25 protein-coding genes are annotated in these 22,604 nt (G+C 70.8%); 9 read left to right on the top strand and 16 right to left on the bottom strand.

The window, feature by feature from the left end; all coding sequences use genetic code 11:
• The first annotated feature begins 14 nt into the window (after positions 1–14).
• The 4 genes from rpmB (at position 15) to J5V16_RS11700 (ending at position 1,157) form a co-directional block, all read left to right on the top strand.
• On the top strand, positions 15–251 hold the full coding sequence (gene rpmB, locus J5V16_RS11715) for a 50S ribosomal protein L28 (RefSeq protein ID WP_208496432.1): 237 nt from the start codon (positions 15–17) through the stop codon (positions 249–251).
• 1 nt (position 252) lies between these two features.
• Positions 253–423: a 50S ribosomal protein L33 gene (gene rpmG / locus J5V16_RS11710; RefSeq protein WP_208496430.1), complete on the top strand. Its 171-nt coding sequence runs from the start codon at positions 253–255 to the stop codon at positions 421–423.
• Between the two features lie 41 nt (positions 424–464).
• Positions 465–770: a 30S ribosomal protein S14 gene (gene rpsN / locus J5V16_RS11705; RefSeq protein WP_208496429.1), complete on the top strand. Its 306-nt coding sequence runs from the start codon at positions 465–467 to the stop codon at positions 768–770.
• 195 nt (positions 771–965) lie between these two features.
• A complete protein-coding gene (locus tag J5V16_RS11700) occupies positions 966–1,157 on the top strand; it encodes a hypothetical protein (RefSeq protein WP_208496426.1) in 192 nt (63 codons plus the stop codon).
• Between the two features lie 7 nt (positions 1,158–1,164).
• On the opposite strand, the gene J5V16_RS11695 is transcribed toward J5V16_RS11700, so the two are convergent.
• The gene (locus J5V16_RS11695) at positions 1,165–2,322 is read right to left on the bottom strand and encodes a hypothetical protein (protein WP_208496424.1); all 1,158 of its coding nucleotides are present in this window, start codon (positions 2,320–2,322) and stop codon (positions 1,165–1,167) included.
• A 67-nt stretch (positions 2,323–2,389) separates the two neighbouring features.
• Here J5V16_RS11695 and J5V16_RS11690 point away from each other — a divergent pair, with 67 nt between their 5' ends.
• Positions 2,390–3,280 carry a hypothetical protein gene (locus J5V16_RS11690; protein WP_208496422.1) on the top strand — a complete coding sequence of 297 codons (891 nt, stop codon included), beginning with the start codon at positions 2,390–2,392 and terminating at the stop codon, positions 3,278–3,280.
• Positions 3,281–3,299: 19 nt separating this feature from the next.
• On the opposite strand, the gene J5V16_RS11685 is transcribed toward J5V16_RS11690, so the two are convergent.
• The 3 genes from J5V16_RS11685 to J5V16_RS11675 all read right to left on the bottom strand — a co-directional run bounded on the left by J5V16_RS11685 (position 3,300) and on the right by J5V16_RS11675 (position 9,651).
• The gene (locus J5V16_RS11685; protein WP_208496419.1) at positions 3,300–4,676 is read right to left on the bottom strand and encodes a glycine--tRNA ligase; all 1,377 of its coding nucleotides are present in this window, start codon (positions 4,674–4,676) and stop codon (positions 3,300–3,302) included.
• A 211-nt stretch (positions 4,677–4,887) separates the two neighbouring features.
• Entirely contained in the window at positions 4,888–7,791 is a 2,904-nt protein-coding gene (locus J5V16_RS11680; RefSeq protein ID WP_208496417.1) for a tetratricopeptide repeat protein, read from the bottom strand.
• Between the two features lie 48 nt (positions 7,792–7,839).
• Positions 7,840–9,651, bottom strand: a complete 1,812-nt coding sequence (locus J5V16_RS11675) for an HSP90 family protein (protein ID WP_208496415.1) — start codon at positions 9,649–9,651, stop codon at positions 7,840–7,842.
• Between the two features lie 224 nt (positions 9,652–9,875).
• Between J5V16_RS11675 and J5V16_RS11670 the strand changes: the two genes are divergently transcribed.
• Positions 9,876–11,114 (top strand): hypothetical protein, encoded by a 1,239-nt coding sequence (locus J5V16_RS11670; protein WP_208496413.1) that lies wholly within the window; start codon positions 9,876–9,878, stop codon positions 11,112–11,114.
• Here J5V16_RS11670 and J5V16_RS11665 read toward each other — a convergent pair.
• The 9 genes from J5V16_RS11665 to J5V16_RS11625 all read right to left on the bottom strand — a co-directional run bounded on the left by J5V16_RS11665 (position 11,111) and on the right by J5V16_RS11625 (position 17,889).
• On the bottom strand, positions 11,111–11,986 hold the full coding sequence (locus tag J5V16_RS11665) for a hypothetical protein (RefSeq protein WP_208496412.1): 876 nt from the start codon (positions 11,984–11,986) through the stop codon (positions 11,111–11,113). The two genes, J5V16_RS11670 and J5V16_RS11665, sit on opposite strands and share 4 nt — an antisense overlap.
• Positions 11,983–12,330: an antibiotic biosynthesis monooxygenase gene (locus J5V16_RS11660; RefSeq protein WP_208496411.1), complete on the bottom strand. Its 348-nt coding sequence runs from the start codon at positions 12,328–12,330 to the stop codon at positions 11,983–11,985. The genes J5V16_RS11665 and J5V16_RS11660 overlap by 4 nt, the downstream gene beginning before the upstream one ends.
• 34 nt (positions 12,331–12,364) lie before the next feature.
• Positions 12,365–12,748: a Fur family transcriptional regulator gene (locus tag J5V16_RS11655; protein WP_208496622.1), complete on the bottom strand. Its 384-nt coding sequence runs from the start codon at positions 12,746–12,748 to the stop codon at positions 12,365–12,367.
• Between the two features lie 26 nt (positions 12,749–12,774).
• Entirely contained in the window at positions 12,775–13,089 is a 315-nt protein-coding gene (locus tag J5V16_RS25030; protein ID WP_307792933.1) for an ArsR/SmtB family transcription factor, read from the bottom strand.
• A gap of 62 nt (positions 13,090–13,151) precedes the next feature.
• Positions 13,152–14,051 carry a metal ABC transporter permease gene (locus J5V16_RS11645; RefSeq protein ID WP_208496407.1) on the bottom strand — a complete coding sequence of 300 codons (900 nt, stop codon included), beginning with the start codon at positions 14,049–14,051 and terminating at the stop codon, positions 13,152–13,154.
• Positions 14,048–14,812: a metal ABC transporter ATP-binding protein gene (locus tag J5V16_RS11640; protein WP_208496405.1), complete on the bottom strand. Its 765-nt coding sequence runs from the start codon at positions 14,810–14,812 to the stop codon at positions 14,048–14,050. Before J5V16_RS11640 ends, J5V16_RS11645 begins: the two co-directional genes overlap by 4 nt.
• 15 nt (positions 14,813–14,827) lie before the next feature.
• Entirely contained in the window at positions 14,828–15,904 is a 1,077-nt protein-coding gene (locus J5V16_RS11635; protein WP_208496403.1) for a metal ABC transporter solute-binding protein, Zn/Mn family, read from the bottom strand.
• A gap of 246 nt (positions 15,905–16,150) precedes the next feature.
• Positions 16,151–16,861, bottom strand: a complete 711-nt coding sequence (locus tag J5V16_RS11630) for a TIGR03943 family putative permease subunit (protein ID WP_208496401.1) — start codon at positions 16,859–16,861, stop codon at positions 16,151–16,153.
• Positions 16,858–17,889, bottom strand: a complete 1,032-nt coding sequence (locus J5V16_RS11625) for a permease (protein WP_243901062.1) — start codon at positions 17,887–17,889, stop codon at positions 16,858–16,860. Before J5V16_RS11625 ends, J5V16_RS11630 begins: the two co-directional genes overlap by 4 nt.
• A gap of 73 nt (positions 17,890–17,962) precedes the next feature.
• Between J5V16_RS11625 and J5V16_RS11620 the strand changes: the two genes are divergently transcribed.
• Positions 17,963–18,814: an ion transporter gene (locus J5V16_RS11620; RefSeq protein ID WP_208496398.1), complete on the top strand. Its 852-nt coding sequence runs from the start codon at positions 17,963–17,965 to the stop codon at positions 18,812–18,814.
• Positions 18,815–18,850: 36 nt separating this feature from the next.
• On the opposite strand, the gene J5V16_RS11615 is transcribed toward J5V16_RS11620, so the two are convergent.
• On the bottom strand, positions 18,851–19,636 hold the full coding sequence (locus J5V16_RS11615) for an isoprenyl transferase (RefSeq protein ID WP_208496396.1): 786 nt from the start codon (positions 19,634–19,636) through the stop codon (positions 18,851–18,853).
• 184 nt (positions 19,637–19,820) lie between these two features.
• On the opposite strand from J5V16_RS11615, the gene J5V16_RS11610 reads away from it, so the two are divergent.
• Positions 19,821–20,570: an alpha/beta hydrolase gene (locus tag J5V16_RS11610; RefSeq protein WP_208496394.1), complete on the top strand. Its 750-nt coding sequence runs from the start codon at positions 19,821–19,823 to the stop codon at positions 20,568–20,570.
• A 5-nt stretch (positions 20,571–20,575) separates the two neighbouring features.
• On the opposite strand, the gene recO is transcribed toward J5V16_RS11610, so the two are convergent.
• The gene (gene recO / locus J5V16_RS11605; RefSeq protein WP_208496393.1) at positions 20,576–21,322 is read right to left on the bottom strand and encodes a DNA repair protein RecO; all 747 of its coding nucleotides are present in this window, start codon (positions 21,320–21,322) and stop codon (positions 20,576–20,578) included.
• A gap of 77 nt (positions 21,323–21,399) precedes the next feature.
• Between recO and J5V16_RS11600 the strand changes: the two genes are divergently transcribed.
• Positions 21,400–22,050, top strand: a complete 651-nt coding sequence (locus J5V16_RS11600) for an MOSC domain-containing protein (RefSeq protein ID WP_307792932.1) — start codon at positions 21,400–21,402, stop codon at positions 22,048–22,050.
• Positions 22,051–22,091: 41 nt separating this feature from the next.
• Here J5V16_RS11600 and J5V16_RS11595 read toward each other — a convergent pair whose 3' ends face one another.
• Complete coding sequence (locus J5V16_RS11595) at positions 22,092–22,541, bottom strand: hypothetical protein (RefSeq protein ID WP_208496391.1); 450 nt, start codon at positions 22,539–22,541, stop codon at positions 22,092–22,094.
• Positions 22,542–22,604 lie beyond the last annotated feature (63 nt).

Here is a 22,604-nt window from a genome sequence, read left to right as displayed (position 1 = left end):
AGAGGAGGACGACCGTGTCCAGAACATGCGAGGTGACCGGCGCCGGTCCCGGCTTCGGCAACAACGTGCCGTGGTCGAAGCAGAAGACCCGGCGCAAGTGGAACGTCAACCTGCAGCACAAGCGGTACTTCCTGCCCAGCGAGGGCAGGCACGTGCGGCTGCGTGTGTCGGCCAAGGGCATCAAGGTGATCGACCGCGACGGGATCGAAGCCGTCGTGGCGCGCCTGCGGGCGGAAGGGAAGAAGATCTGAGATGGCGAGCAAGAGCACCGATGTGCGGCCCGTGGTCAAGCTGCGGTCGACGGCGGGGACCGGCTACACGTACGTGACCCGCAAGAACCGCCGCAACGACCCGGACCGGATGGTCCTCAAGAAGTACGACCCGGTCGTGCGCAAGCACGTGGACTTCCGGGAGGAACGCTAGTGACGACCCCGAACATGAAGCGCAGCAGGGAGGACCGCTAGATGGCGAAGCAGAGCATGATCGCCAAGCAGCTGAAGCGGGAGGCGCTCGTCGAGCGGTACCGCGAGCAGCGGGCCGAGCTGAAGCGGCTCGTCTCGCACCCGGACACCGACCCGGCGACCCGCGCGGCGGCCGTGGTGAAGCTGCAGAAGCTCCCGCGCGACTCGTCGGCGACCCGCCTGCGGAACCGGGACGTCGTGGACGGCCGTCCACGTGGTTTCCATCGCAAGTTCGGACTGTCGCGTGTCCGACTCAGGGCGATGGCGCATCGCGGCGAATTGCCCGGTCTGCGTAAAGCGTCCTGGTAAGAATTCACCTCATATCAGACAAATGTCTCACATGGCCAGCGCTCTCTTGCGACTCTATGGAATGAAAGCGTTATACGTCCGTCGCAAGAGGGCGCTACCCTGGGGTTTGCGAGTGCGCTGTGAGACTGCTCTCAAGCCCGGAACCATGTGAGCTCCTCCTGCGTTTGACTCGGTGAACGAAGGAGCAAGAGAGTGATGGCCCAGCAATTGGAGACCGCGCCGGCCGAGGCGAGTGAGACCGAACCCCTCGCCGCGACCGCCGCTGACGTGCCCGCCAGCCCCGCCGCCCTCTGGGCGTCCGAGAGCCGCGCGAACTACTCCATCACGCACACCGATCAGGTCGAGCACGACTGGATCGACTGCGGCTGCGTCATCCACGGCGAATAGCCGCCGTTCATTCGTCGATCTCGACGACCGCCCGGCAGCGTTCCTCTGACAGGCCGTCGCCGGGATCGATCACGAACCCGCCTTCGTCATCGAAGGCGGCGTGCAGCCCGTTCACCCAGACGGGGCAGCTCACCAGCGCCGTGCGCGTCTCGCCGTCCTCGGTGATCTCGACGCGCGCCCGCGCCTCGCCCGCCACGGACGACTCGAGGGTGAACCCCGCCAGGTGCTCGTACCAGAGCCGGTCGGCGCTCACCTCGGGGTAGGACACCACTTCCCAGTGCTCGCCCGGGGCCAGCTCGATTTCGCGGTCCGGGTCCTCGGGGAACGCGAACGGGCAGCCCTCGCCTTCGGGGTCGGCGGCGCAGGCGTCGTAGAACTCGCGGATGGCCGCGTTCACCCCGTCCTCGCCCTCCTGGGAGACGACCAGCCAGGGCGTGGGCATCCAGGTGTCGACGTAGTCGTCCTCGATCGAGAGGAATTTGTTCCCGAGCGCGAGCATCGTGGGGCTGCCGTCGAGCTCCATCGTGGACGGCAGGTCGGGGTAGAACTCGTAGAACCCGGGCAGGAGCATGATGTACGCCGGCCCCTGGTCCAGGTCGATCGCGAACCTGACGCCGTTGAGGTCGAGGTAGTCCAGGGAGCCCCAGGCCTCGACCTCGATCATGGGCCGCCGGATCTCGGCCTCGCCCTTGTCGACCACCACGTGGTAGCGGTGGCCGATGCGGTTGCCGTCGAGGTCTTCGATCTCGGCGTAGACCTGTGCGTTCGCGTGGCCCTTGTCGCTCTCCTCGTAGGCGACCTGTTCGACCTCGGTGATCGCCCAGCTGGAGTCGAGCGCTTCGGGGACCAGGAAGGGGCCTTCGGCGTCCTGCTGGTCGGTGAGGGCCAGCGCGGCCTCCACGTCGCCCTCGTGGACGGCTTCGAGGAAGTCGAGCACAGTGGACTCGGCGACGGGCCGGTGGAGCGGGGACCATTTGACGGCGGCGATCACCGCGGCCGCGAGCGCGACGGCGACGGCCGCATAGGCCAAGGCGGCGTTGGGGATTCGCGGGAGGCGGCGGCCGGGCGCCGGGTCGGGGCCGGGAGCCGGGGCGGGTTCGCCGAGGGCTCCCAGATCGATCATGTGCTCCTCGCCCCACCGCTGCGGGGAGGGGGATTCGGACACCCTCGCTCCTGTGACTCGACTGCTACCGTTGTCTGTGGAAAGTGTAGCGGTCTCAGCAAGGAACCCCATGCCCTCGAACCGGTGGCCCAGTCGCACCGTCCGCGCGCTGCGGGACGCGGCGACGCACGCCCACATGCGGGCGGAGCTGCTGCCGCGCCTGCCGTTCGTCATCGCGCTCGTGGTCTCGGCCGTGGCGCTGGTCGTCGCGATCGAGCACCCGCCGGGGACGGACTCGAAGGTCGTCTCGGTCGACGAGGAGCCCTCGGGAGGGCCGGAGGAGCTCGAGGACTACAGCGACGACGCGGCGTACTACGAGGAGGAGGTCGAGCTCGAGATCGTCGAGTACGGCTTCAGCCAGGTAGCCGTCGACGGCCTCCACGTGGTGATCGTCGCCGTCGTGGTCCGCAACCCGCACGACGGGGAACTGCTGCCTGGCGGGCTGTCGATCCAGACCAAGACCGAGCGCGGCTACCCGGTCGACCTCGACACCATGTACCTCGGCTCGATCCCGCCGCGCTCGACCGCGGCGATCGGCTACGTGATGGCCGGCAACCCGAGCGCGATCGACCTCGCCGAGCTGGAGCTGGCGACGACCGAGCCGTCCATGCTGTACGAAGAGGACGCCTTCGCCGACGACGGGGTGCTCGGGCAGTCGGGCGATCCGCTGCCGGAGTTCGAGCTCGGCGAGCTCGAGCCGCTGGCGAGCCCCAGCGGGTACCGGGTGCACTTCACGGCCGACGCCGCCGTGGCGACGGAAACGCAGATCTCGCTGCTGTTCCGCGACGAGGAAGGGCGCTTGATCGGCGGGGTGCCCGCCGACATGGAGACCGAGTACTACTCGAGTTCGTTCCGGGCGCTGCCGGAAGGCGAGTCGGCGCAGTATGTCGACCTCACCGAGGAGTGGATACCGGAAGGGACCGACCTCGATCGGATCGAGATCGGCCCCAGCAGGTACTAGGAAAGCGCAGCCCAGTCGCTTACAGGCGCTCGAGCAGGAACCGCTCGACCTGGTCGATCGCGACGCGCTCCTGCTTCATCGAGTCGCGGTCGCGGATCGTCACGGCCTGGTCTTCGAGGGTGTCGAAGTCGACCGTGATGCAGTACGGCGTGCCGATCTCGTCGGCGCGGCGGTAGCGGCGGCCGATCGCGCCCGCGTCGTCGAAGTCGACGTTCCAGCGCTTGCGCAGGGTCGCGGCCAGGTCCTTCGCCTTCGGCGAGAGGTCCTCGTTGCGGCTCAGCGGCAGGACCGCGGCCTTGACCGGCGCCAGGCGCGGGTCGAAGCGGAGCACGGTGCGCTTGTCGACGCCGCCCTTGGTGTTCGGAGCCTCGTCGACGTCGTACGCCTCGATGAGGAAGGCCAGCACCGAGCGGGTCAGGCCCGCCGCGGGCTCGATCACGTACGGCGTCCAGCGCTCGCCCTTGGCCTGGTCGAAGTAGGACAGGTCCGCGCCCGAGTGCTTCGAGTGGGTCGAGAGGTCGAAGTCGGTGCGGTTGGCGATGCCCTCGAGCTCGCCGAACTCGCTGCCGGCGAAGTCGAACTTGTACTCGATGTCGACGGTGCGCTTCGAGTAGTGCGAGAGCTTGTCCTTGGGGTGCTCGTAGCGGCGCAGGTTCTCGGGCTTGAGGCCGAGGTCGACGTACCAGTCCCAGCGGGTCTGCAGCCAGTACTCGTGCCATTCCTCGTCCGTGCCCGGCTCGACGAAGAACTCCATCTCCATCTGCTCGAACTCGCGGGTGCGGAAGATGAAGTTGCCGGGCGTGATCTCGTTCCGGAACGACTTGCCGGTCTGCGCGATGCCGAACGGCGGCTTGCGGCGCGAGGCGGTCATGACGTTCGTGAAGTTCACGAAGATGCCCTGCGCGGTCTCGGGGCGCAGGTAGTGCGTGTTCTCGGAGTCCTCGGTGGCGCCGAGGAAGGTCTTCATCATGCCGTTGAACATGCGCGGCTCGGTGAAGGAGCCGCGGGCGCCGCAGTGCGGGCAGGTGAGGTCGGCGAGGCCGTTCTCGGGCTCCCGGCCGTCGTGCTTCTCCTGGTACGCCTCGATGAGGTGGTCGGCGCGGTAGCGCTTGTGGCAGGACTGGCACTCGGTGAGCGGGTCCGTGAACTCCTCGAGGTGGCCGGAGGCGACCCACACCTGCGGGTTGAGGACGACGGCCGAGTCGAGGCCGACCACGTCGTCGCGCTCGCGCACCATCGCGTTCCACCACTCGCGGCGGATGTTCTCCTTCAGCTCCACACCGAGCGGGCCGTAGTCCCAAGCGGAGCGGGTGCCCCCGTAGATCTCCGAACTGGGGAAGACGAAGCCGCGGCGTTTGGACAGGCTGATGAGCGCTTCGGTGCGGTCTTGGGACACGATGATTCCTCTCGATCCGGCTGGCGGTCGGTGAGACTGCGGATGGTTGTGTTCTCGAACCAGACTGTTCGAGCGGCGGCCCTCGGTCAAACCGGTTTCGCGACCGGTTCCGATCCTCGGAGCATGCGAGAAGCGTGCGTCCGCCAGTGAGCAAGCGTACCTCGCAGGGGCGGCGCGGCTCCTCGCGGCCCGCTCAGCGAGTCGCCTCCGCCTAGCTCTCTGCAGCGCCCTCGCGCAGGTCCGCCAGATGCTGCTCGAAACCCTCCCTGGCCTCGGCGGACTCCGGCGCGGTGAGCCAGGTCAGCGCGTCCTCCCCCACCGTGATCGCGCCCTGCGGGTCACCCAGCTCCGAGAGCAGCCACATCGTCTGGTGCGCGGTCAGGCTCGCCCGCTCCAGCAGCAGCGGCCCCTCCCGGAACACGGCCAGCGCGCGGCGCTGCAGGTCCAGCACCGGCTCGGCCTCGTCCCGGTGCAGGCCCTGCTCCCCCGCCTGGCTCTCCAGGAACTGGAAGGTCAGCTGCGCGTGCTGCCGGTAGGTCTCGCCGAGCTCGAACCGGGCCGCCTCGCGCAGCGTCGCGGGCGCCTCGGTGTCGGCGCGCACCGCGTGCAGCCGGGCGGCGATCTGCGCCATCGTCTGCAGTCCCTCGCCGAACGCGGAGTCGCCCATGATGGTGCGCAGGAGCCACGCTCGGGCGCGGCTCACGCGGGTCCAGGACGCGAGGTCGCCGACGGTGTCGGCGGCCTGGATCGCGCGCGTGTACACCTCGAGGGCGTGGTCGTGCTCCCCGAGCTTCTCGAGCAGCTCCCCCGTGAGGAACAGCGTGTCCGCGTACAGGTTGACGAGGTAGTCCTCCTCCGCCGACTCCATGAGCGCGAGCGCCGCGAGCCCGTGCTCGACGCCCTGGCGGGTGTCGCCCTGCCGGTCGTAGGACTCGGCGAGGTTGAAGCGCACGTTGCAGATCCGCCACAGCTCCTGGTCCGGCAGGTCGTCGAGGGCGGCTTCGAGGAGCGGCACGGCCTCGGCGCGGCGGTCCATCTCCACGAGCGCGACGCCCATGAGGTGGCGGGCGACGGCGGCCGGGACGGTCATCCCGGCGGCGTCGCAGTGGACGGACGCGGCCAGCGCGTGCTCGTACGTCGCGGCGTGGTCGGCCGCGCGCATCGTGAACTCCGCGGCCTGCAGGTGGAGCTTCGCGGCCACCGTGTGAGAGGGCTCGCCGCCGAGCGCCGCCAGGCCGTCGCGGCAGATCTCCAGGGCCGCTTCGAAATCGCCGGTGAGGCCGACCTGGTCGGCGAGGTCGGCGCTGGCGCGGGCGACCGCCCACCCCGCCTCGGCGGCGCGGGCGAGCTCGATCTGGGTGGTGAGGAGCGCGGTCTTCGCGGCCGGGTCGGTCTCGAGGCGGGCGCGCAGGTCGAGCAGGTCGCAGCGGCGGATGAGCGCGTAGCGGCGCTCGGGGTGGGCCGCGAGCTCGGCGTCGAGCACGCGGGCGCGGTCGTCGAGGTCCTCCGCGAGCGTGCCCGGCCGGGCGGTGCCCGCGAGGTACTCGGCGCGCATCGCGAGGACCTGGCTCGTGTGGTAGCTGCGGTCGTCGATGCGCTGCTCGGCGTTGAGGGCGCGGGCGGTCTCGGTGATGCGTTCGGCGCCTTCGCGGGTGCCCTCGGGTTCGCTCTCGGAGCGGTGGATGAGGAGGAAGGACTCGGCGACGAGCGCCCGGCCCGGCTGCCCCGCGGCGCCGAACAGCTCGATGGCGCGCGCCAGGCCGTCGGCGATCGCGGCGGGGTCGTCCGACTGCGCGGACTCGGCGTGGGCGATCTCGGCGCGGTGCTCGGCGATGAGCTCGATGCCGAGCGCGTCGGCGAGGGCGCCGACCTTCAGCCAGGCCTTCCAGGTGTCGGGCGAGCAGTCGTCGTACGCGGCGTACGCGGCGTCGATCGCGGCGTCCAGGTCGGGACCCTGGACCTGGTCGGGCGCGGGCGGCGCGATCACCGCGGCCGGCCGGGGCTCCTTGAGCCCCAAGTGGACCGGCTTGTCGTACGGGGTGGAGTCGACGACGCAGCCGCTCATCGTGGAGTGGTGGTCGTTGCCGTTGCGGGCGTCGAAGCGGGCGCAGATCGCCTTGCGCTCGGCCTCGGCCCAGTCGTGCAGCTCCGCGGCCCGCCACTCCTTGCCGCCGGGGCCGGGGATCGGGGTGTCGGCGTGCCCGAGGGCGGCGAGGCGGCGGCAGGTGAGGACGGCGACCTCCATGAGGCGCTGGCGGTCGCGCACGCCGAGGTCGAGGTCGAAGAAGCGGGCGTGGTCGGCGAGGATCTCGACGGCGCGGTGCTCGTTGCCGGTGAGGGCGCAGAACTCGACGTGCAGCGCCCACATCGCGACCATGTCCTCTTTGCCCTTGCACATCTGGTAGCCGCGCAGGTGGTTGGCGCGGGCCTCGTCGATGCGGCCGAGTTCGACCAGGGGCAGGAGGGAGAGCGCGAGGCCGTAGTGGGGTTCGTGGGCGCAGGTCTGCTCGCCGGAGAGGACGGGCTCGAGCATCTCCATGGCGGCGTCCGCGGAGTCCTCCTCGGCGTAGAACACGATGGTGGCCAGGGAGGTGTACTGGCAGGCGGTGCAGTCGGACATCTCGTCCTCCTCGGCCTCGCCGAGGGACTCGATCGCGGCGGCGACCCGGTCGTAGTCGCCGACGTGATAGGCCAGCTGCATCTCGTAGGCGGCCGGGGCGTGCATGGAGTAGCCGGCCTCGGCGTAGCGGCGGCGCATCTCCTCGAGCCAGTGCTCGATGGACTCGAGCGGCACGTCGGGCTGCTCGATCATCTTGTCGACGATCCACTTGAAGGTCCAGTACAGGGAGCGCGTCAGGTAGGCGTCGAAGTGCTCGGGATGGGAGTCGAAGTTGCGCAGGAGCCGGGCGAAGGGGACGAGGAGGCGGGTCGAGTCGCGGGAGAACTCGTAGGCGTCGACGAGGCCGTTGAGGGCGTAGTTCTGGAGCTCGGGATCGCCGACGGCGTCGGCGGCCTCGACCGCCCGCTCGAGGGCCGCGACCTTCGCCTCACTGGCCTCTTCGAAGCGGGCCTCGTTGAGCAGTCGCCAGATCTCGTCGGGGTCGGGAGTGGCCATACCAGGTCCTTAAATGTCCTATGTGAGGAGTGAGCCGTGCCGGGCGGTTCAGTCCTGCGTGATGTGTTCCAGCAGGTTCATGAACGAGCGGTTGAGGAGGGCGGTGTCGGCGCTGCGCAGCGGCCGGTGGCTCATCAGGAGCGCCTGCCCGTACAGGGACTCGACCGCGGTGCCCGCGAGCTGCGGGTCGGCGATCCCGGCGATGCGGCGGACGGTGGGGTTGCGGTGGTTGAGGACGAGCTGGGCGCGCGGCGCGTGCTGCTTGATGGAGGCGAGGATGCCGCCCCACAGGTCGTCGGCCTGCGCCTCGGCCTCGGCCCGCTGGCGCTCGCGCCGGGACTCGCGGTCGTCGAGGAGCAGGGCGGGCACCGAGACGGGGTTGAACTCGCGCACGACCACGTCGACGTCGACCGCGTCGAGGCGGGCCTTCGCGGCGTTGAGGAAGGACCGCAGCGCCAGCTCGGTGCCGGTGTCGACCGGGTCGAGGCTCGCCGAGATCACGCCCGGCCGCAGGTTCTCGACCTTGACCTGCGGGTCGAGGCGCGGCAGGGCCTGCACCAGCTCCGCGTCGTAGGTGTAGCCGCCGTTGACGACGCCGATGCCCTGCGCGGCGGCGATCGGCGCGACCTGCCGGTACTCCTCCACACTGGCGGCCAGGTAGACCGGCTGGTAGGCGCGGGCGAAGTCGGTCAGGTTGGTGTGCCCGGCGGTGGTCTCGAACCGCAGCCACGGCAGCATCGCCGCGAGCAGTTCGGGGTCGTGGCGGGCGAGGGCCTTCACGCCGAGCTCGTGCACGGCGAGGAAGGCCTCCAGGCGGGTCGGGTCCTCGGCGGCGAGGCGGGAGATCCACTCGCGGATCTGCGCGCCGATCGCGTCGCGCGCGACCGCGAGCGCCTCGTCGTCGTACAGCGATTCGCGGGACGCGGTGGGGCGCAGTGCATCCGTGTCGATCACGCAGCGCACGAAGAACGCCCATTCGGGGACCAGGTTGTCCGCGGTGTCGGTCAGGAGCATCTTCTTGAGGTGCACGCGGTGCGCCGGGCGCGTCGACGGCGAGGTGGCGTGCGGGAGGACGAACGCGACGCCCTTGATGCCGGCGAGCGGCACGTCGAGGTCGATCACGTCGAGCGGCGGGAAGCCGAGCACGCTCTCGCAGTAGGAGTTCAGCGCGAGGCGGCGCGCCGTCGGAGTCGGATGTTCCCGTTCCCACAGCGGCGGCGCGTCCGTCACTTCCACCGGGGTGCCGCCGTCGGAGACGGTGATGCGCACCGGCAGCAGCGACCCGTACTCGCGGGCCAGGTCCACGACCCGCTTGGGCTGCAGCCAGTCCTCGCCGCGGCGGGCCTCGAGCTCCACCGTGGTGCCGGGCTCGGGGTGCTCGGCGAGCGGCACTTCGGTGACCGTGTACGAGCCGTCGTCGCGGGCGGCCCACCTGACGACGGGAGCGGCGGGGTCCTTCGCCGAACGCGAGGTCACGGTGATGACCGACGCGACCGTGAAGCAGGCGAGCAGGCCGATGCCGAACTGCCCCAGGAAGTCCCGGCGCGCGCCCTCGATCTCCTCGTCGCGCTTGGAGGAGCCGCCGATGGTCGCGAGCAGCTTGTGGACCTCCGCGAGGGTCAGGCCCACACCGGGATCGGTGATCCGCAGCCGCCTGCCGTCGGCGACGACCGCCACATGCTGGTCCGCGGGCCGGAACCCGGGGTCGGCCAGGGCGCGCGCCGTGATGGCGTCCACCGCGTTCTGCAGCAGCTCGCGGACGTAGACCTTCGGCGAGGAGTACAGGTGGTGCGACAGGAGGTCCACCAGGCCGCGCAGGTCCACTTGGAAGGTATGGGAAGTGGGCGTTGTCTCAACCACAGCGCGTCCTGCTTCACTCGGAGGTCGTTCGGCGTCAGTCAGACTAGCAAACCGCCGCATCACGGGAACGCGTGAAAAGGACCCCCAGGACTAACCGGGACGAGGAGGCCTTGCGGCCCTTGGAACACGCCCGAATCCCCGCGAACCGGCGCGGACCGCCCGTTCGGGGAAGGTCCGGTAAGGTGGCCGCTACCGAAGCCCCAGAGCAAGAGGATGCCGCCCCGATGACCATGCCGCCCCCGCCCCCGGACCGGATGCACCTCCAGTACCAGCCCGCCCCGCCGCCTCCGCCCGGACCGCAGCAGATGGGCCCCGGCGGCGCGTACGGCCCGGCGCAGTACTCGCCCGAGCAACCTGTCCCGGGTCAGATCCCGGTCGGCTTGTCGATGGCGAAGCCCGGCACGGTCACCGGCATCCAGGTCATCCTCTACATCTTCCTGGCGATCAGCGCGGTCGGGAACGTCTTCTCGATCATGAGCATGGTCGAGCTGTTCAACCCGTTCAGCCTCATCGGGCTCGCGTTCGCCGTCTACTCGGCGATCCAGTCGCTCGCCAGCGGCGTGCAGATCGCGCGCGGCAAGCGCTGGGCGTGGATCTGGTCGCTGGTCAGCGCCATCCTCGGACTCGCCTTGAGCCTCACCGGGTTCGTCTTCGGCGTCGTCATGTTCGACTCCGGCGGCGACATCATGCTCACCGTCGCAGCGGTGCTCGTCGGGCTCTACGGCACGCTCCTGGGGCTGCTCTGCTCGAAGTCGGCGCGGCAGTGGATCCTCATGCACCGCATCCAGAGAGGCGAGGTGCAGGTGCCCGGGACGGCGATGGGCGGCATGCCCGCCGCGGCCCCCATGGGCATGATGCCGGGTGCGGCCCCGGCGCCGGAGCGGCCCGGGACGCGGCCCGGCGCGGCCACGTTCATGCTCGTGGTGCTCGGCCTGATGATGGCGATCAGCGCCTGGACGCTCTACGGCACCGTCCGCACGCTGATGATGATGCGGAACGCGATCGGGATGGACTACGACGACCCGGCCCTGCTGTACGGCTCGCGGCTCCCGATCATGGCGGGCCTGGCGGCGGTGCTCGTCCTGGTGTGCGCCCTGATCTCGGCGATCGGCATCCAGCGCGGCAAGGCCGGCGGGCGCGTCTTCACGCTCGTGTGGACGCCGGTCCTGCTGCTCGCGGCCGGGTTCGCGACGGTGAGCCTCACGCGGGAGGCGATGTGGTTCTTGGACGTGGTGCCGCCGCCGGCGCGCACGAACTGGATCATCGTCCTCGTCCGCGACTACTCGCTGCTGCTCATCCTCATCGCGTTCATCCTTGCTATGGTGCCCGGCGTGCGGGCGTGGACGCCCGGGAAGCCCCCGACCCCGCTCATCATGGTGGTGCCGGGCCAGCCGCAGGCGCCTCAGCAGGCGGGGCCGTACGGCCAAGCGCCGCAGCAGCAGTCGCCGTACGGCGGTTACTAGACGGCTCGCCAGCCGCAGACGCTCGTCGAAAGGCTCTCGGGCGTCTGCACGAGCTCGATGACCAGTTCGATCGCCGAGCCGTCGTCGAACTCGACGGTGACGGTCCCGGTGCGGGGATTCATGGGCTGGACCTCGGCGCCCTCGACGTACCAGTCGTCCCACTCCGCGGCGTACTCCGCGCCGGACCGGTCGCGGTAGTCCTCGCAGAGCATCGCGTAGGCGGTGTCCCAGTCGTCCTCGGCGATCGCGGCGATGAAGTCTTCGGCGGTGCCCTCGACCTTGTCGGTGACCGAGTTCCCGAACACGACCACGGCGAGCACGACGGCCAGGGCCACGCTGATGACGGCCAGCGCGCCGCCGCCGATGCCGAGGCCGAGCTTCAGGCTGAAGTACCGGGAGTGCCCGGTCGGCGGGGCCGCGAACGGGACCGGCACGCCGGTCGGCGGCGGCGGCGTCGAGGGGACCGGGGCGGGCTCGACCTCCTTCGTGGTCGGCGGCAGCGCCAGGGTCTCCTCGGTGCCGGTCGCGAGCGCGACGGGCGCGGCCGGTTCGGGCGAGACGGGGTCGGGGCCGGAGGGCTCGGGCTCCATCGGGATCGGCGCCGAGCCGGGTTCGGGGGCGATCTGCGCGGGGGCGGCCGGTTCGGCGACCGGTTGGACGCTCGTGTGCGGTTCGGCCGCAACGGGTTCGCGCTGGCGCGGCGACTCCGGTTCGGGCGCGGGTCCGGCGGTCTCCGTCGGCAGCGGCGGCGTCGGTTCGACCGGAACGGGTTCGACCGGGACCGACATCGGGACGGGTCGGGGGGACGCGTCCGGTTCGCGGTCTGCTTGCGGCCCTTCGGGGTTCGCCGGGTCGTGCGACCGGTCGGTCATCGGGCGGACTCCCGGGCCTCGGCGGGGTCGTCCGTTCGGTCCGAGCCGGCGCGGCGCGGTTCGCCGCCCGGGGCGCATTCGGCGAGCACTTCGAAACCGGAGGCCTCGGGCAGGGCGCGGGAGAGGAGCGGGGTGGACATCTTCACCTGGTAGTTCGATAGCGCCCGGCGGTAGGAGCCGACGTCGCGCCATTCGGTCCAGAGGAGCCAGGCGGCGTCCTCGCCGTCGGTGAACGAGTCGAGCGCGCGGCCCAGGCCGCCGCGCTCGTAGCCGTCGCAGGAGGCCAGCGCCGCGAGCGCGGCCTCGGCGTCGCGGGCGAACGCGTCCGTCTCGCCTTCGGTCACGGCGAAACGATATACAACCAGCACGCGCTACACCCTACTTGGCGCAGTCGGCGCAGAGGCCGTGGAGTTCGAGCGTGTGTCCGACCTCGGTGAAGCCGTGGTCGGCCGCGACCTTGTTGGCCCAGCGCTCCACCGTCGGCCCGGCGACCTCGACGGTCTTGCCGCACGAGCGGCACACGAGGTGGTGGTGGTGCTCCTCGGCCGAGCAGAGGCGGTAGAGGTGGTCGCCGCCGGGCAGGCGCATGACGTCGACGATGTCGGCCTCGGCGAAGGCCTGGAGGGTCCGGTAGACGGTGGTGAGGCCGATCTTGGAGCCGGCTTCGCGGAGGATCGCGTGGAGGTCCTGGGCGGAGCGGAACGCGTCGTCGTGCTCGAGCAGTTCGAGGATCGCGGTCCGCTGCTTCGTGGAGCGGGCCATGTTCTCGGCCGGAGGCTTGGTGGCCACTAGCGTTCCTCTCGGGCGTGGTGGACGGCGTCGGTGACGATGTGCGCGATGTGGTCGTCGATCAGCGAATAGGAGATCTCGCGGCCCGACCTGGTGCCGCGCACGATACCCGCTCCCCGGAGCACCCGCAAATGCTGGGAGACGAGGGGCTGGGTGACGCGCAGGGTCTCGACGATCTGGTGCACGTACTTCGGTCCGGCCGCCAGCTCCATGACGATCGCGATGCGCAGGGGCGCGGCGAGCGCGCGCAGGAGCTCCCCCGCCGCCTCGTAGTCGGCTGGGGTGGCCTCGGTTGGCTCGGTCTCGGTCCGCACCCCGCAAAAATATCGCGTCCCGTGGCCGTTCGCTGGCTCAGGTGTCGCGGGTCCCCCTCCGGTCATGCCTTCGCGGCGGGCAGTTCGACCTCCAGCGGCTCGCCTTCGGGCGGGAGGTGGGCGCGGCGGACCCGGCGGACGCGGTGCACGATGGCGGCGATGACGGCGGTCGCGACGAAGACGGCGACGCCGATGAGCACGATCGTCGACCCGGGCGGGACGTCCTTCGCGGCCGAGAAGAGGACGCCGGTGCCCGCGATGAGGAGGCCCGCGGCCATCGCGGCGAACATGGTGGCCTTGAACGAGCGCGTGAACTGCTGGACGGTGACGACCGGGATGACGAGGAGGGCGCTCACCAGGAGCAGGCCGACCGCGCGCATCGAGACCGAGACGGTGACGGCGGTGGTGATGAGCAGGAGCAGGTTGAGCGCGGCGACGGGCAGGCCGGAGACGCGCGCGTACTGCTCGTCGGCGCAGATCGCGGCGAGCCAGGGCCGGAGCACGAGCATGAGGGCGGCGACGACGGTGCCGCCGATCGCGATGGTCCAGACCTCGTCCCAGCCGGCGGTCAGGAGCGAGCCGAAGAGGTACTGCTGGAGGTTCGCGACGCCCTTGTCCGAGGCGATGCCGGTGAGGTAGACGCCGCCGGCGATGCCGCCGTAGAACATCATGGCGAGGGCGACGTCGCCGGAGGTCTTGGAGTGGCTGCGCAGGATCTCCATGACGATCGAGGCGGCGACGGTGACCGCGAGGGTCGTCCACATGGGCGCGGCGCCGGTGAGGAAGCCGATGGCGACGCCGGTGAGGGCGATGTGGCCGAGGCCGTCCCCGATGAGCGCCAGGCGCTTCTGGACGAGGAACACGCCGACGGCGGGCGCGCACAGTCCGACGACGAGGGCGCTGATGAGGGCGCGCTGCATGAACTCGTACTCGAAGTAGCCGAGGACCGTTTCGACGTTCATTTGCCGCCCCAGATGGCTTCGTCGGCGGCGTCGCCGTTGGCGTGCGGGTGTGCGTGCTCGTGGTGCGGGTCGGCGTGCTCGCCGACGGGGCGCGGCGGGGCGCCGTCGTGGACGACCTTGCCGTCGGCGAGGACCACGGCGCGGTCGAGCCGGTCGGTGAGCGGGCCGAGCTCGTGGGTGACGAGGAGGACCGCGCAGCCGGCGTCGATGCGGTCGGCGACCACGGTCGCGAGCGCGGCCTGGGTCTCGGCGTCGACGCCCACGGTGGGCTCGTCCATGATGAGCAGTTCGGGGTCGGTGGCGAGCGCGCGGGCGATGAGGACGCGCTGCTGCTGGCCGCCGGAGAGGGTGTCGACCGAGCAGTGGGCGTGGTCGGCGAGGCCGACCTCGGCGAGGCTGCGGGTCACGGCGTCGCGGTCGGCGCGCTTCGGGGGCATGCCGAGGAGCCGGTGGGCGAGGCGGCCCTGGGAGACGACCTCGGCGGCGGTGGAGGGGACGCCGGAGGCGGCGCCGGTGCGCTGGGGGACGTAGCCGATGCGCTTCCAGGCGCGGAAGCGCTTCTGCGGGGTGCCGAAGAGTTCGATCGAGCCGCCCGCGAGCGGGACGAGCCCGGCGACGGCTTTGATGAGCGTGGACTTCCCGGAACCGTTGGCGCCCATGAGGGCCACGGCCTCCCCGGGTTCGACGGCGAGGTCCACGCCGCGGACGACGGCGCGACCGCCGTAGGAGACGGTCGCGCCGCTGACGTTGAGAACGGGCATTGGAGTAATGCTGCCCTATGCCGCGCCCAGGGCGGTCTGCAACTCGGCCAGGTTCTGGCGCATCACAGTGAAGTAGTCGTCGCCGGCGTCGGCCTGCTCCTGGGTGAGGCCTTCGAGCGGGTTGAGGACGGCGGTCGCGGCGCCGGTCTCGGACGCGAGCGTGTCGGCGATGTCGGGCGACACGAGCGTCTCGAAGAAGATCGTGGTGACGCCGTGCTCTTCGACGAACGCGGCGACCTCGGCCATGCGCTGGGTGTCGGGCTCCTGGTCGGGGCTGAGGCCGGAGATGGCGACCTGGTGGAGGCCGTAGCGGTCGGCGAGGTAGCCGAACGCGGCGTGGGAGGTGACGATCTCATCGCTGGTGCGGGAGGCGAGGGCGTCGGTGAACTCGGCGTCGAGCTCGGTGAGGTCGGCGGTGAAGGCGTCGGCGTTGGTCGTGTAGTCGCCCTTGTGGGCGTCGTCGAGCCCGGCGAGGCCTTCGGCGATGGCGGTGCCGATCTGGCCGTAGCGGGTCGGGTCGAGCCAGACGTGCGGGTCGGTGCCTTCGAGTTCCTCGTCCTCGTGGTCGTGCCCGTCTTCGGTCGCCTCCTCGGAGGCGTCGTCCGAGGCGGTGTCGTCGGCGGCGGTCGGCTCCTCGGAGTGCTCCTCTTCGGCGTGCTCGTCCGCGTGCTCGTCCGCGTGCTCGTCGCCTTCGGCGTGGTCGTCCTCGAACGACTCGGTGGCGTCGTAGCCGATGGTGTCGACGGCGGTGAGCACGTCGAGGGACTTGTCGGGGGCGTACTCCTCGACGGCGGCGTCGAGCTCGGGGATGAAGCCCTTGAGGTAGACGACGTAGTCGGCCTCTTCGATCGCGGCGATGTCGGAGGGCGCGAGCTCGAGGTCGTGGGGCTCCTGGCCGGCGGGGGTGAGGTTGGTGACGGCGACGTGGTCGCCGCCGACGCGCTCGGTGGCGAAGGCGAGGGGGTAGAAGGCGGTGACGACGCTGATCTCGCCGTCGGCGGCGGGGTCGTCGGAGCCGGAGCCGCAGGCGGCGAGGGCGGCCGCCGCCGCGAGTCCGGCGACGGGCACGAGGATGAATCGGGAACGGCGCATGAGAGAACCTTGCCCACTCATGACAATCATTGTCAACATCTAATATGTGCACCCCGGCTGGGAGCGCCCCTCGCGAGCAGCGCAAACGCGAGCACCACCGCTTGCCCGAAGGCGGGCCGGATGACAGGCATCACGCGAACGGATGAAGCCGGCGGCCGCCGGGCCGGAACTGTCGCACCCCCCATGCATCGTTGAGAACCGGGGGCCCGACCCACCGGCTCCCGTGCACTGCCGGCGTGCCCGGCGCTACTGGTACTCGTTCTCCGGGGTCGGGATGTTCGTGATCGACTCGACCTCGATGTACGGCACCAGCTCGCCGTTGATCTCGTCGCGGCCCTGGCGGGTGGTGTACTCGCCGATCACCTCGACCCACTGGTCCTGCTCCAGGTCCGCGGGCAGCTCGCCCTCGAAGCCGATCTTGACCGGGCGCGCGTCGGCCGCGCAGCATGAGACGACCATGCGCGCCAGCTGCGGCTCGTCTCCCTCGTAGAGGATGAAGCCGCGCAACTGGATGCGGTGGCCCTCCAGGGTCTGGCCCTCGTCGAAGATCGCCCGCGCGGCGTAGTCCAGGAGCGTCAGCGGCACCGGGTCCACATCGTCCGGCAGCTCCGGATAGGTCGAGCGGTTCTCCTCCGCGCCGACCACAGTCCCGGTCCGTTCGGCCTCGTACGAGCCCAGCGCGTCCGGGGCCACGAGCAGCATCCCGACGACCGGCGCGAGCAGCAGCCACGCGACCTTCGGCTCGCCGTGGTGGCCGTGCCCGTCGTCCGCTTCCCGCTTGGCCCGCCATGAGTTCCAACCGGTGATCGCCGCGACCGCGATCAGGACGATCCCGGCCGGGACGATGAGCCAGAACGCGTACGGCTTCACGTAGTTGAGGTAGTCCCCGGTCCAGGCCAGGCGCAGCATCCCGCCGCCGACCAGGAGCAGGATGACCGCCTGCGCGTCGCGTCTCACAGCAGGACCACTCCCATCAGGGCGCTCGCGGCCACGGCCGCCACGAACGCGGTCGGCGCGAAACGGAAGGCGAACCGGCGCCCGAAGGTGCCCGCCTGCATCGCCGCGAGCTTCACGTCGATGAACGGGCCGACGACCATGAACGCCAGCTTCGCGGTGGGAGAGAACTGGGTCAGCGAGGCCGCCACGAACGCGTCCGACTCCGAGCAGATCGACACGAGCACCGCCAGGACCGCCAGCGCGAGCACCCCGAGCACGGGGTGGTCCGCGATCGGCTGGAGCCAGGTCTCGGGCACGAGCGTGTTGAGGCTCGCGGCGATGGCGGCGCCGATGACGAGGTAGCCGCCGGCGTGGAGGAAGTCGTGGCGGATGCCGGACCAGAGCGCGGCCCACTTGCCGTCGTCGTGGTGGCGGTGCTTGGGCAGGTTGAGCCATTCGGTCTTGCCGAGGCGGGCCCAGAGCCAGCCGATGCCGATCGCGGCGGCGAGGGAGGCGGCGACGCGGGCGTAGACCATCTCGGGGTTGCCGGGGAAGGCCACGAAGGTGGAGACGACCACGATCGGGTTGATCGCCGGGGAGGCGAGCATGAAGGTGAACGCGGCGGCGGGGGCGACGCCGCGGCGCACCAGGGCGCCGGCGACGGGCACGGACGCGCATTCGCAGGCGGGCAGGACGGCCCCGGCGACGCCGGCGACGGGGACGGCGAGCGCGGTGCGTTTGGGGACGACCTTGTGGAAGAACCCGGCGGGCACGAACGCGGCGATGGCGGCGGAGAGGACCACGCCGAGGACGAGGAACGGGAACGCCTGCACGCAGACGGCCACGAACCGGGCGGACCAGGCCTGGGCGGCAGGGGCGGCGAAGATCTCGGTGAGGCCGGGGCGGGCGGTGAGGCCGAAGATGAGCAGGAGCGCGAGGGCTTCGATGGAGGTGAGCCCGCGGCGTCTCGGGGGCGCGGGTGTGGCCGATGTCTCGGCGGGGGTCTCGGGCTTGGCGAGTTCGGCGCTCACGCTGCCATTGTGCGGCATGGCCGCAGGTGAACGGAAGGCCGCCCGGCTAACCCACCAGTACGTGAGGGTTCCGCTTTACTACTCTTGTGCCGTGCGCGTTCCCAGCCTCGGTACCAGTACCAGCCTCGTCCCGGCCGCCTGCCGGGCGCTGCTGGCGAGCCCTCGGTTCCAGATGGTGTCGATGGTGGTCATCCTGGTCAACGCGGCGGCGCTGGGGGCGATGACGTTCCCGCACTCGGCGGAGATGGCGCATCTCCTGCACTGGGTCGACCATGTGTGCCTGGGGTTCTTCGCGTTCGAGGTGCTGGCCGGGATGCTGTCGTTCGGGCGGCGGCCGTTCAAGTTCTTCAAGGACGGCTGGAACGTCTTCGACTTCGTGATCGTCGTCGCGTCGTTCATGCCGGGCCTGCGCGAGAACGTGACGATCCTGCGGATGCTGCGGTTGGCGCGGATCGTGCGGATCTTCCGGTCGCTGCCTTCCTTGCGGATCATCCTGGTCGCGGCCGGGAAGGCGCTGCCGAAGTCGGCGGGCGTGTTCGCGCTGACCGGCGTCGTCATGTACCTGTGGGCGATGGTCGGGTGGATCGCGTTCAGCGGCAGCGACCCCGAGCACTTCGGGACCGTGGGCAAGGCGCTGCTGAACCTGTTCCAGCTGGTGGCCTTCGACGACATGGGGAACGTCATGCGCAACAGCATGGCGAACAACCTGTGGACGCTCCCGTACTACCTGGTGTTCATCCTGTTCGGCGCGTTCGTGCTGGTGAACCTGCTGCTCGGCGTGGTGCTCGCGTCGATGGAGGAGGCGCAGCGCCTCGACGACATCGACGACCAGATCTCGGCGGACACCGCCGTGATCCTCGAGCGGATCGACCGGCTGCAGAACACGGTCGACAAGCTCCAGGCCGACCAGGAGCGCGGCCGGGGCTTCACCCCGTTCAGATAGGGGCACCGGGACGCGGTGCCCCGCTCCGTCTTCGCATCACGCCGACACCGGATTCGGCTCGGCGCCGCCGAACCTCCGGTCCCGGCTCGCGTAGACCTCGCAGGCGTGCCACAGGTGGCGGCGGTCGAAGTCGGGCCAGAGCACGTCGAGGTACACCATCTCGGCGTACGCCGACTGCCACGGCAGGAAGTTCGAGGTCCGCTGCTCCCCCGAGGGGCGCAGGAACAGGTCGACGTCCGGCAGGTCCGGGTTGTACAGGTACTTCGCGAAGGTCTTCTCGCTGACGCGGTCGGGGTTGAGCCGCCCGGCCTTCACATCGCGGGCGAGCGCCGCGGCGGCGTCGGCGATCTCGGCGCGGCCCCCGTAGTTCACGCAGAACTGCAGCGTGATCTTGTCGTTCTTCTTCGACATCTCCTCGGCCACTTCGAGTTCGGAGATGACGCTCTTCCACAGCTTGGGCCGGCGCCCGGCCCAGCGGATGCGCACGCCCATCGCGTTGAGCTCGTCGCGGCGGCGGTGGATCACGTCGCGGTTGAAGCCCATGAGCCAGCGGACCTCGTCGGGGCTGCGCCGCCAGTTCTCGGTCGAGAACGCGTACGCCGAGAGCGTCGAGATGCCCATCTCGATGGCGCCCTCGATGGTGTCGAACAGCGAGGCCTCGCCCATGGTGTGGCCCTCGGTGCGCTTGAGGCCGCGCTCCTTCGCCCACCGGCCGTTGCCGTCCATCACGAGCGCCACATGCCTGGGCACGAGCTCGCGCGGCAGCGCGGGCGGGACCGCCCCGGAAGGGTGCGGCTTCGGCGGCTCGTACGTGCGGCTCACAGGACCTCCATCGAGAACGGGGGCCTCGATATTAATCCGGCGCCCACCGAGGCCCACCGCACGCCCGCCCGCACGGCGGTGTCGGACCCTTCGGGCACCATCGAAAACGGGGGCGGCACCGAACCCGCGCCCTCCTCGCTTTTTCGTCGTGGCGCGACCGTGTGGGCTCTGTTACGTTCGGGCCGTGGAACCTCTCAACGTCGAGCACGCCGGCCGCACCCTCCGCGGCGTCCTCCACCTCCCCCACCCGCACCCCTCGCCGGCGCCCGCCGTCGTCCTCTGCCACGGCCTCGGCGGCAACCGCATCGGCTGGGGCAACGACTTCGTCCTCCTCTCCCGGCTGCTCGCGGCCCAGGGCATCGCCTGCTACCGCTTCGACTTCGCGGCGTTCGGCGAATCCGACGGCGACCCCCTCGACTTCAGCGTCTCCGACCAGGTCTCCCAGCTCAAAGCCGTACTCGCCCAACTCGAACGCAACCGCGCCGTCGCCCCCGACCGGATCTCCGTGCTCGGCTTCAGCATGGGCGCCCTGGTGGCCGTGCTCGCCGCCGGCGACCGGCGACTGCGCTCCCTCGCGCTCTGGGCGCCCGCCGGCGGGCCGCTCAACCTGCCGTTCTGGGAGTCGTTCCGCGATGAGATCCGCGAGCACGGCCGCGCCGACTACAACGGCATCGAGTTCGGCGACGCCTTCATCGACGACCTCCGCGGCATCGACCAGTTCGCGGCCGCGCGCCGCCACGAAGGGCCCGTGCTCCTCGCGGGCGGCACCGAGGACGGGCTGATGCGGGACGAACTCATCGACCCTTACCGCGAGGCCTGGGGCGACCGGCTCGAACAGCACTGGATCGAGGGCATGGGCCACGGCTTCGGGTCGCTGGCGAACCGCGACCGGATGTTCGAGGCCGCCCTCGCGTTCCTCTCACGCACCGTCTGACACCGTCAGCCCTGGTGCGGCACGTACTTCAGGGTCTTGAGGGGGCGCTCGGAGTGCCATTGGAAGTGGGCGGCGATGAGGCCGGCCGCTTCGGAGCGCTGGCGGGGGTCGGCCGCGGTCGCGTTCGCCCAGTCGCCCGCTTCCAGGGCGCGCATGAGTTCGAGCGAGGCGGGCTTGGGGACCGTGGCGCCGCCCGGGCGGCAGTCGCCGCAGACCGCGCCGCCGGCCGCGACCGCGAAGGCGCGGTGCTCGCCGTCCTTGCCGCAGGTCGCGCACTCGTTGAGCGAGGGCGCCCACCCGGCGGACTTCATGCCGCGCAGCAGGTACGAGTCCATGACGAGCACGGCCGGCAGGTCGGTCTCGGCCAGCGCCCGGAACGCGCCGAGGGTCAGCTGGAAGACGTCGAGGTCGGGCTGGTGGTCCTCGGGGACGAGGCGTTCGGCGGCCTCGGCGATCACGCACGCGGCGGTGTAGGAGGCCCAGTCCGCGGCGATCGCGCCGCCGGAGAGGTGGAGGCCGACGGCCTGGGTGACGGTGTGCAGCTCGGCGCGGCCCTCGATGAGCTGGAGGTCGACGTGGCTGAAGGGCGCCAGGCGCGCCCCGAACTTGGAGGAGGTGCGGCGCAGGCCCTTGGCCATGGCGCGGTAGCGGCCGCGCTGGCGGCCGAGGAGGGACACGATCGCGTCGGCTTCGCCGAGTTTGAAGGTGCGCAGAACGACCGCGTCGTCGCGGAACAGCTTCCTCGTGCTCACCCCCACGCGGCAAGCCTATCCGGAGGGGCCGACAAAAGCGTTTGAGGCGGCCGCGGGGCCCGGCTAGGCTCCCGCGCGTGAAGATCATCAGTGTGAACGTGGGCCGCCCTCGCGAGAACCCCTGGAAGCGACTGCCCGCGACGTACATCGACAAGCGGCCGGTCGAGGGGCCGGTGCGGGTCACTTCGCCGGGGCCGAAGGGCGACGGGTCGGTGGGGCTCGAGGGCGACCGGGTCGGCGACGTGGCCAACCACGGCGGCACCGACCAGGCGGTCTACGTGTACGGCAGCGAGGACTACGCGCATTTCAGCGGTCTGGTGGGCCGGGAGTTCGCGCCGGGCGCGTTCGGGGAGAACCTGACGACGACCGGGTACGACGTGAACGCGGCGCGCATAGGCGAGCAGTGGGCCGGCCCAGGCGGGCTGGTGCTGCAGGTGACCGGAGCGCGCATCCCGTGCGGGACGTTCCGGGGCTGGATCGACGAGCGCGGCTGGTTGAAGACGTTCACGCGGGAGGCCCGCCCGGGTCCTTATATGCGGGTCGTCTCGCCAGGGCATGTGGAGGCGGGCGCGGAACTGGAGGTCGTGCACCGACCCGACCACGAGGTGACCGCCGCCATGTTCTTCCGGGCCGCGATGGGCGAGCGGGAGCTGATCCCGGCGATCCTGGAGGTGCCCGAGATCTCCGAGGCCGAGAAGGACTTCTTGCGCTGGACCGCGAAGCAGTAGGCGAATGCCCCGGCCGGGACCGGCCGGGGCGTTCCTGTCGTTCAGGCGGTGACGGGCTGCGGTTTGCGGAAGTGGGCGTTCGCGCTGGCGCTGAACATGAGTCCGGTGGCGAGGAGGACGGCCGCGATGTGGAGGAGGCGGACGACGAAGAAGGCGATCGCGGCGTCGCCGTCGCCGCCGACCGCGGCGATGAGCGATTCGCCGTCGGCGAGCTGCATCGCGCTGGGCACGACCATCGCGGCGAGTCCGACCACGGACAGGAGCAGGGCGAGGCCGATCCTGGCCCAGCGGCGGCCGCGCGCGAAGAACCCCACGAGGACGAAGGCGCCGATGTAGACGACCGAGCGGACGCCGATGTTCATCCAGACGCCGGCGTCGATGCCCGACTCGCGGGCGATCTCGCTGACGGCGAGCACGGTCTCGACGATCCCGGCGATGATCGCGGTGGCCCACAGGAGGGTGGCGTGCTTGACGGTTTCAGGTTGTTCCATGCCGTTCACGTTATGGGCGAACGGAGCGCGGAACCATCCTGCGAGCGCCCCCTGCCGGGGTGG

The organism is Glycomyces niveus (assembly GCF_017592475.1).
In the GTDB taxonomy this organism is placed as follows: domain Bacteria; phylum Actinomycetota; class Actinomycetes; order Mycobacteriales; family Micromonosporaceae; genus Glycomyces; species Glycomyces niveus.
This window is presented reverse-complemented; position numbering and strand designations above follow the sequence as displayed.

Coding starts and splice junctions, on each gene's coding strand:
- rpmG (WP_208496430.1), top strand. CDS start 253: ATGGCGAGCAAGAGCACCGATGTGCGGCCCGTGGTCAAGCTGCGGTCG.
- rpsN (WP_208496429.1), top strand. CDS start 465: ATGGCGAAGCAGAGCATGATCGCCAAGCAGCTGAAGCGGGAGGCGCTC.
- J5V16_RS11700 (WP_208496426.1), top strand. CDS start 966: ATGGCCCAGCAATTGGAGACCGCGCCGGCCGAGGCGAGTGAGACCGAA.
- J5V16_RS11690 (WP_208496422.1), top strand. CDS start 2,390: ATGCCCTCGAACCGGTGGCCCAGTCGCACCGTCCGCGCGCTGCGGGAC.
- J5V16_RS11680 (WP_208496417.1), bottom strand. CDS start 7,791: ATGGCCACTCCCGACCCCGACGAGATCTGGCGACTGCTCAACGAGGCC.
- J5V16_RS11670 (WP_208496413.1), top strand. CDS start 9,876: ATGACCATGCCGCCCCCGCCCCCGGACCGGATGCACCTCCAGTACCAG.
- J5V16_RS11665 (WP_208496412.1), bottom strand. CDS start 11,986: ATGACCGACCGGTCGCACGACCCGGCGAACCCCGAAGGGCCGCAAGCA.
- J5V16_RS11655 (WP_208496622.1), bottom strand. CDS start 12,748: ATGGCCCGCTCCACGAAGCAGCGGACCGCGATCCTCGAACTGCTCGAG.
- J5V16_RS11645 (WP_208496407.1), bottom strand. CDS start 14,051: ATGAACGTCGAAACGGTCCTCGGCTACTTCGAGTACGAGTTCATGCAG.
- J5V16_RS11640 (WP_208496405.1), bottom strand. CDS start 14,812: ATGCCCGTTCTCAACGTCAGCGGCGCGACCGTCTCCTACGGCGGTCGC.
- J5V16_RS11635 (WP_208496403.1), bottom strand. CDS start 15,904: ATGCGCCGTTCCCGATTCATCCTCGTGCCCGTCGCCGGACTCGCGGCG.
- J5V16_RS11625 (WP_243901062.1), bottom strand. CDS start 17,889: ATGCCGCACAATGGCAGCGTGAGCGCCGAACTCGCCAAGCCCGAGACC.
- J5V16_RS11595 (WP_208496391.1), bottom strand. CDS start 22,541: ATGGAACAACCTGAAACCGTCAAGCACGCCACCCTCCTGTGGGCCACC.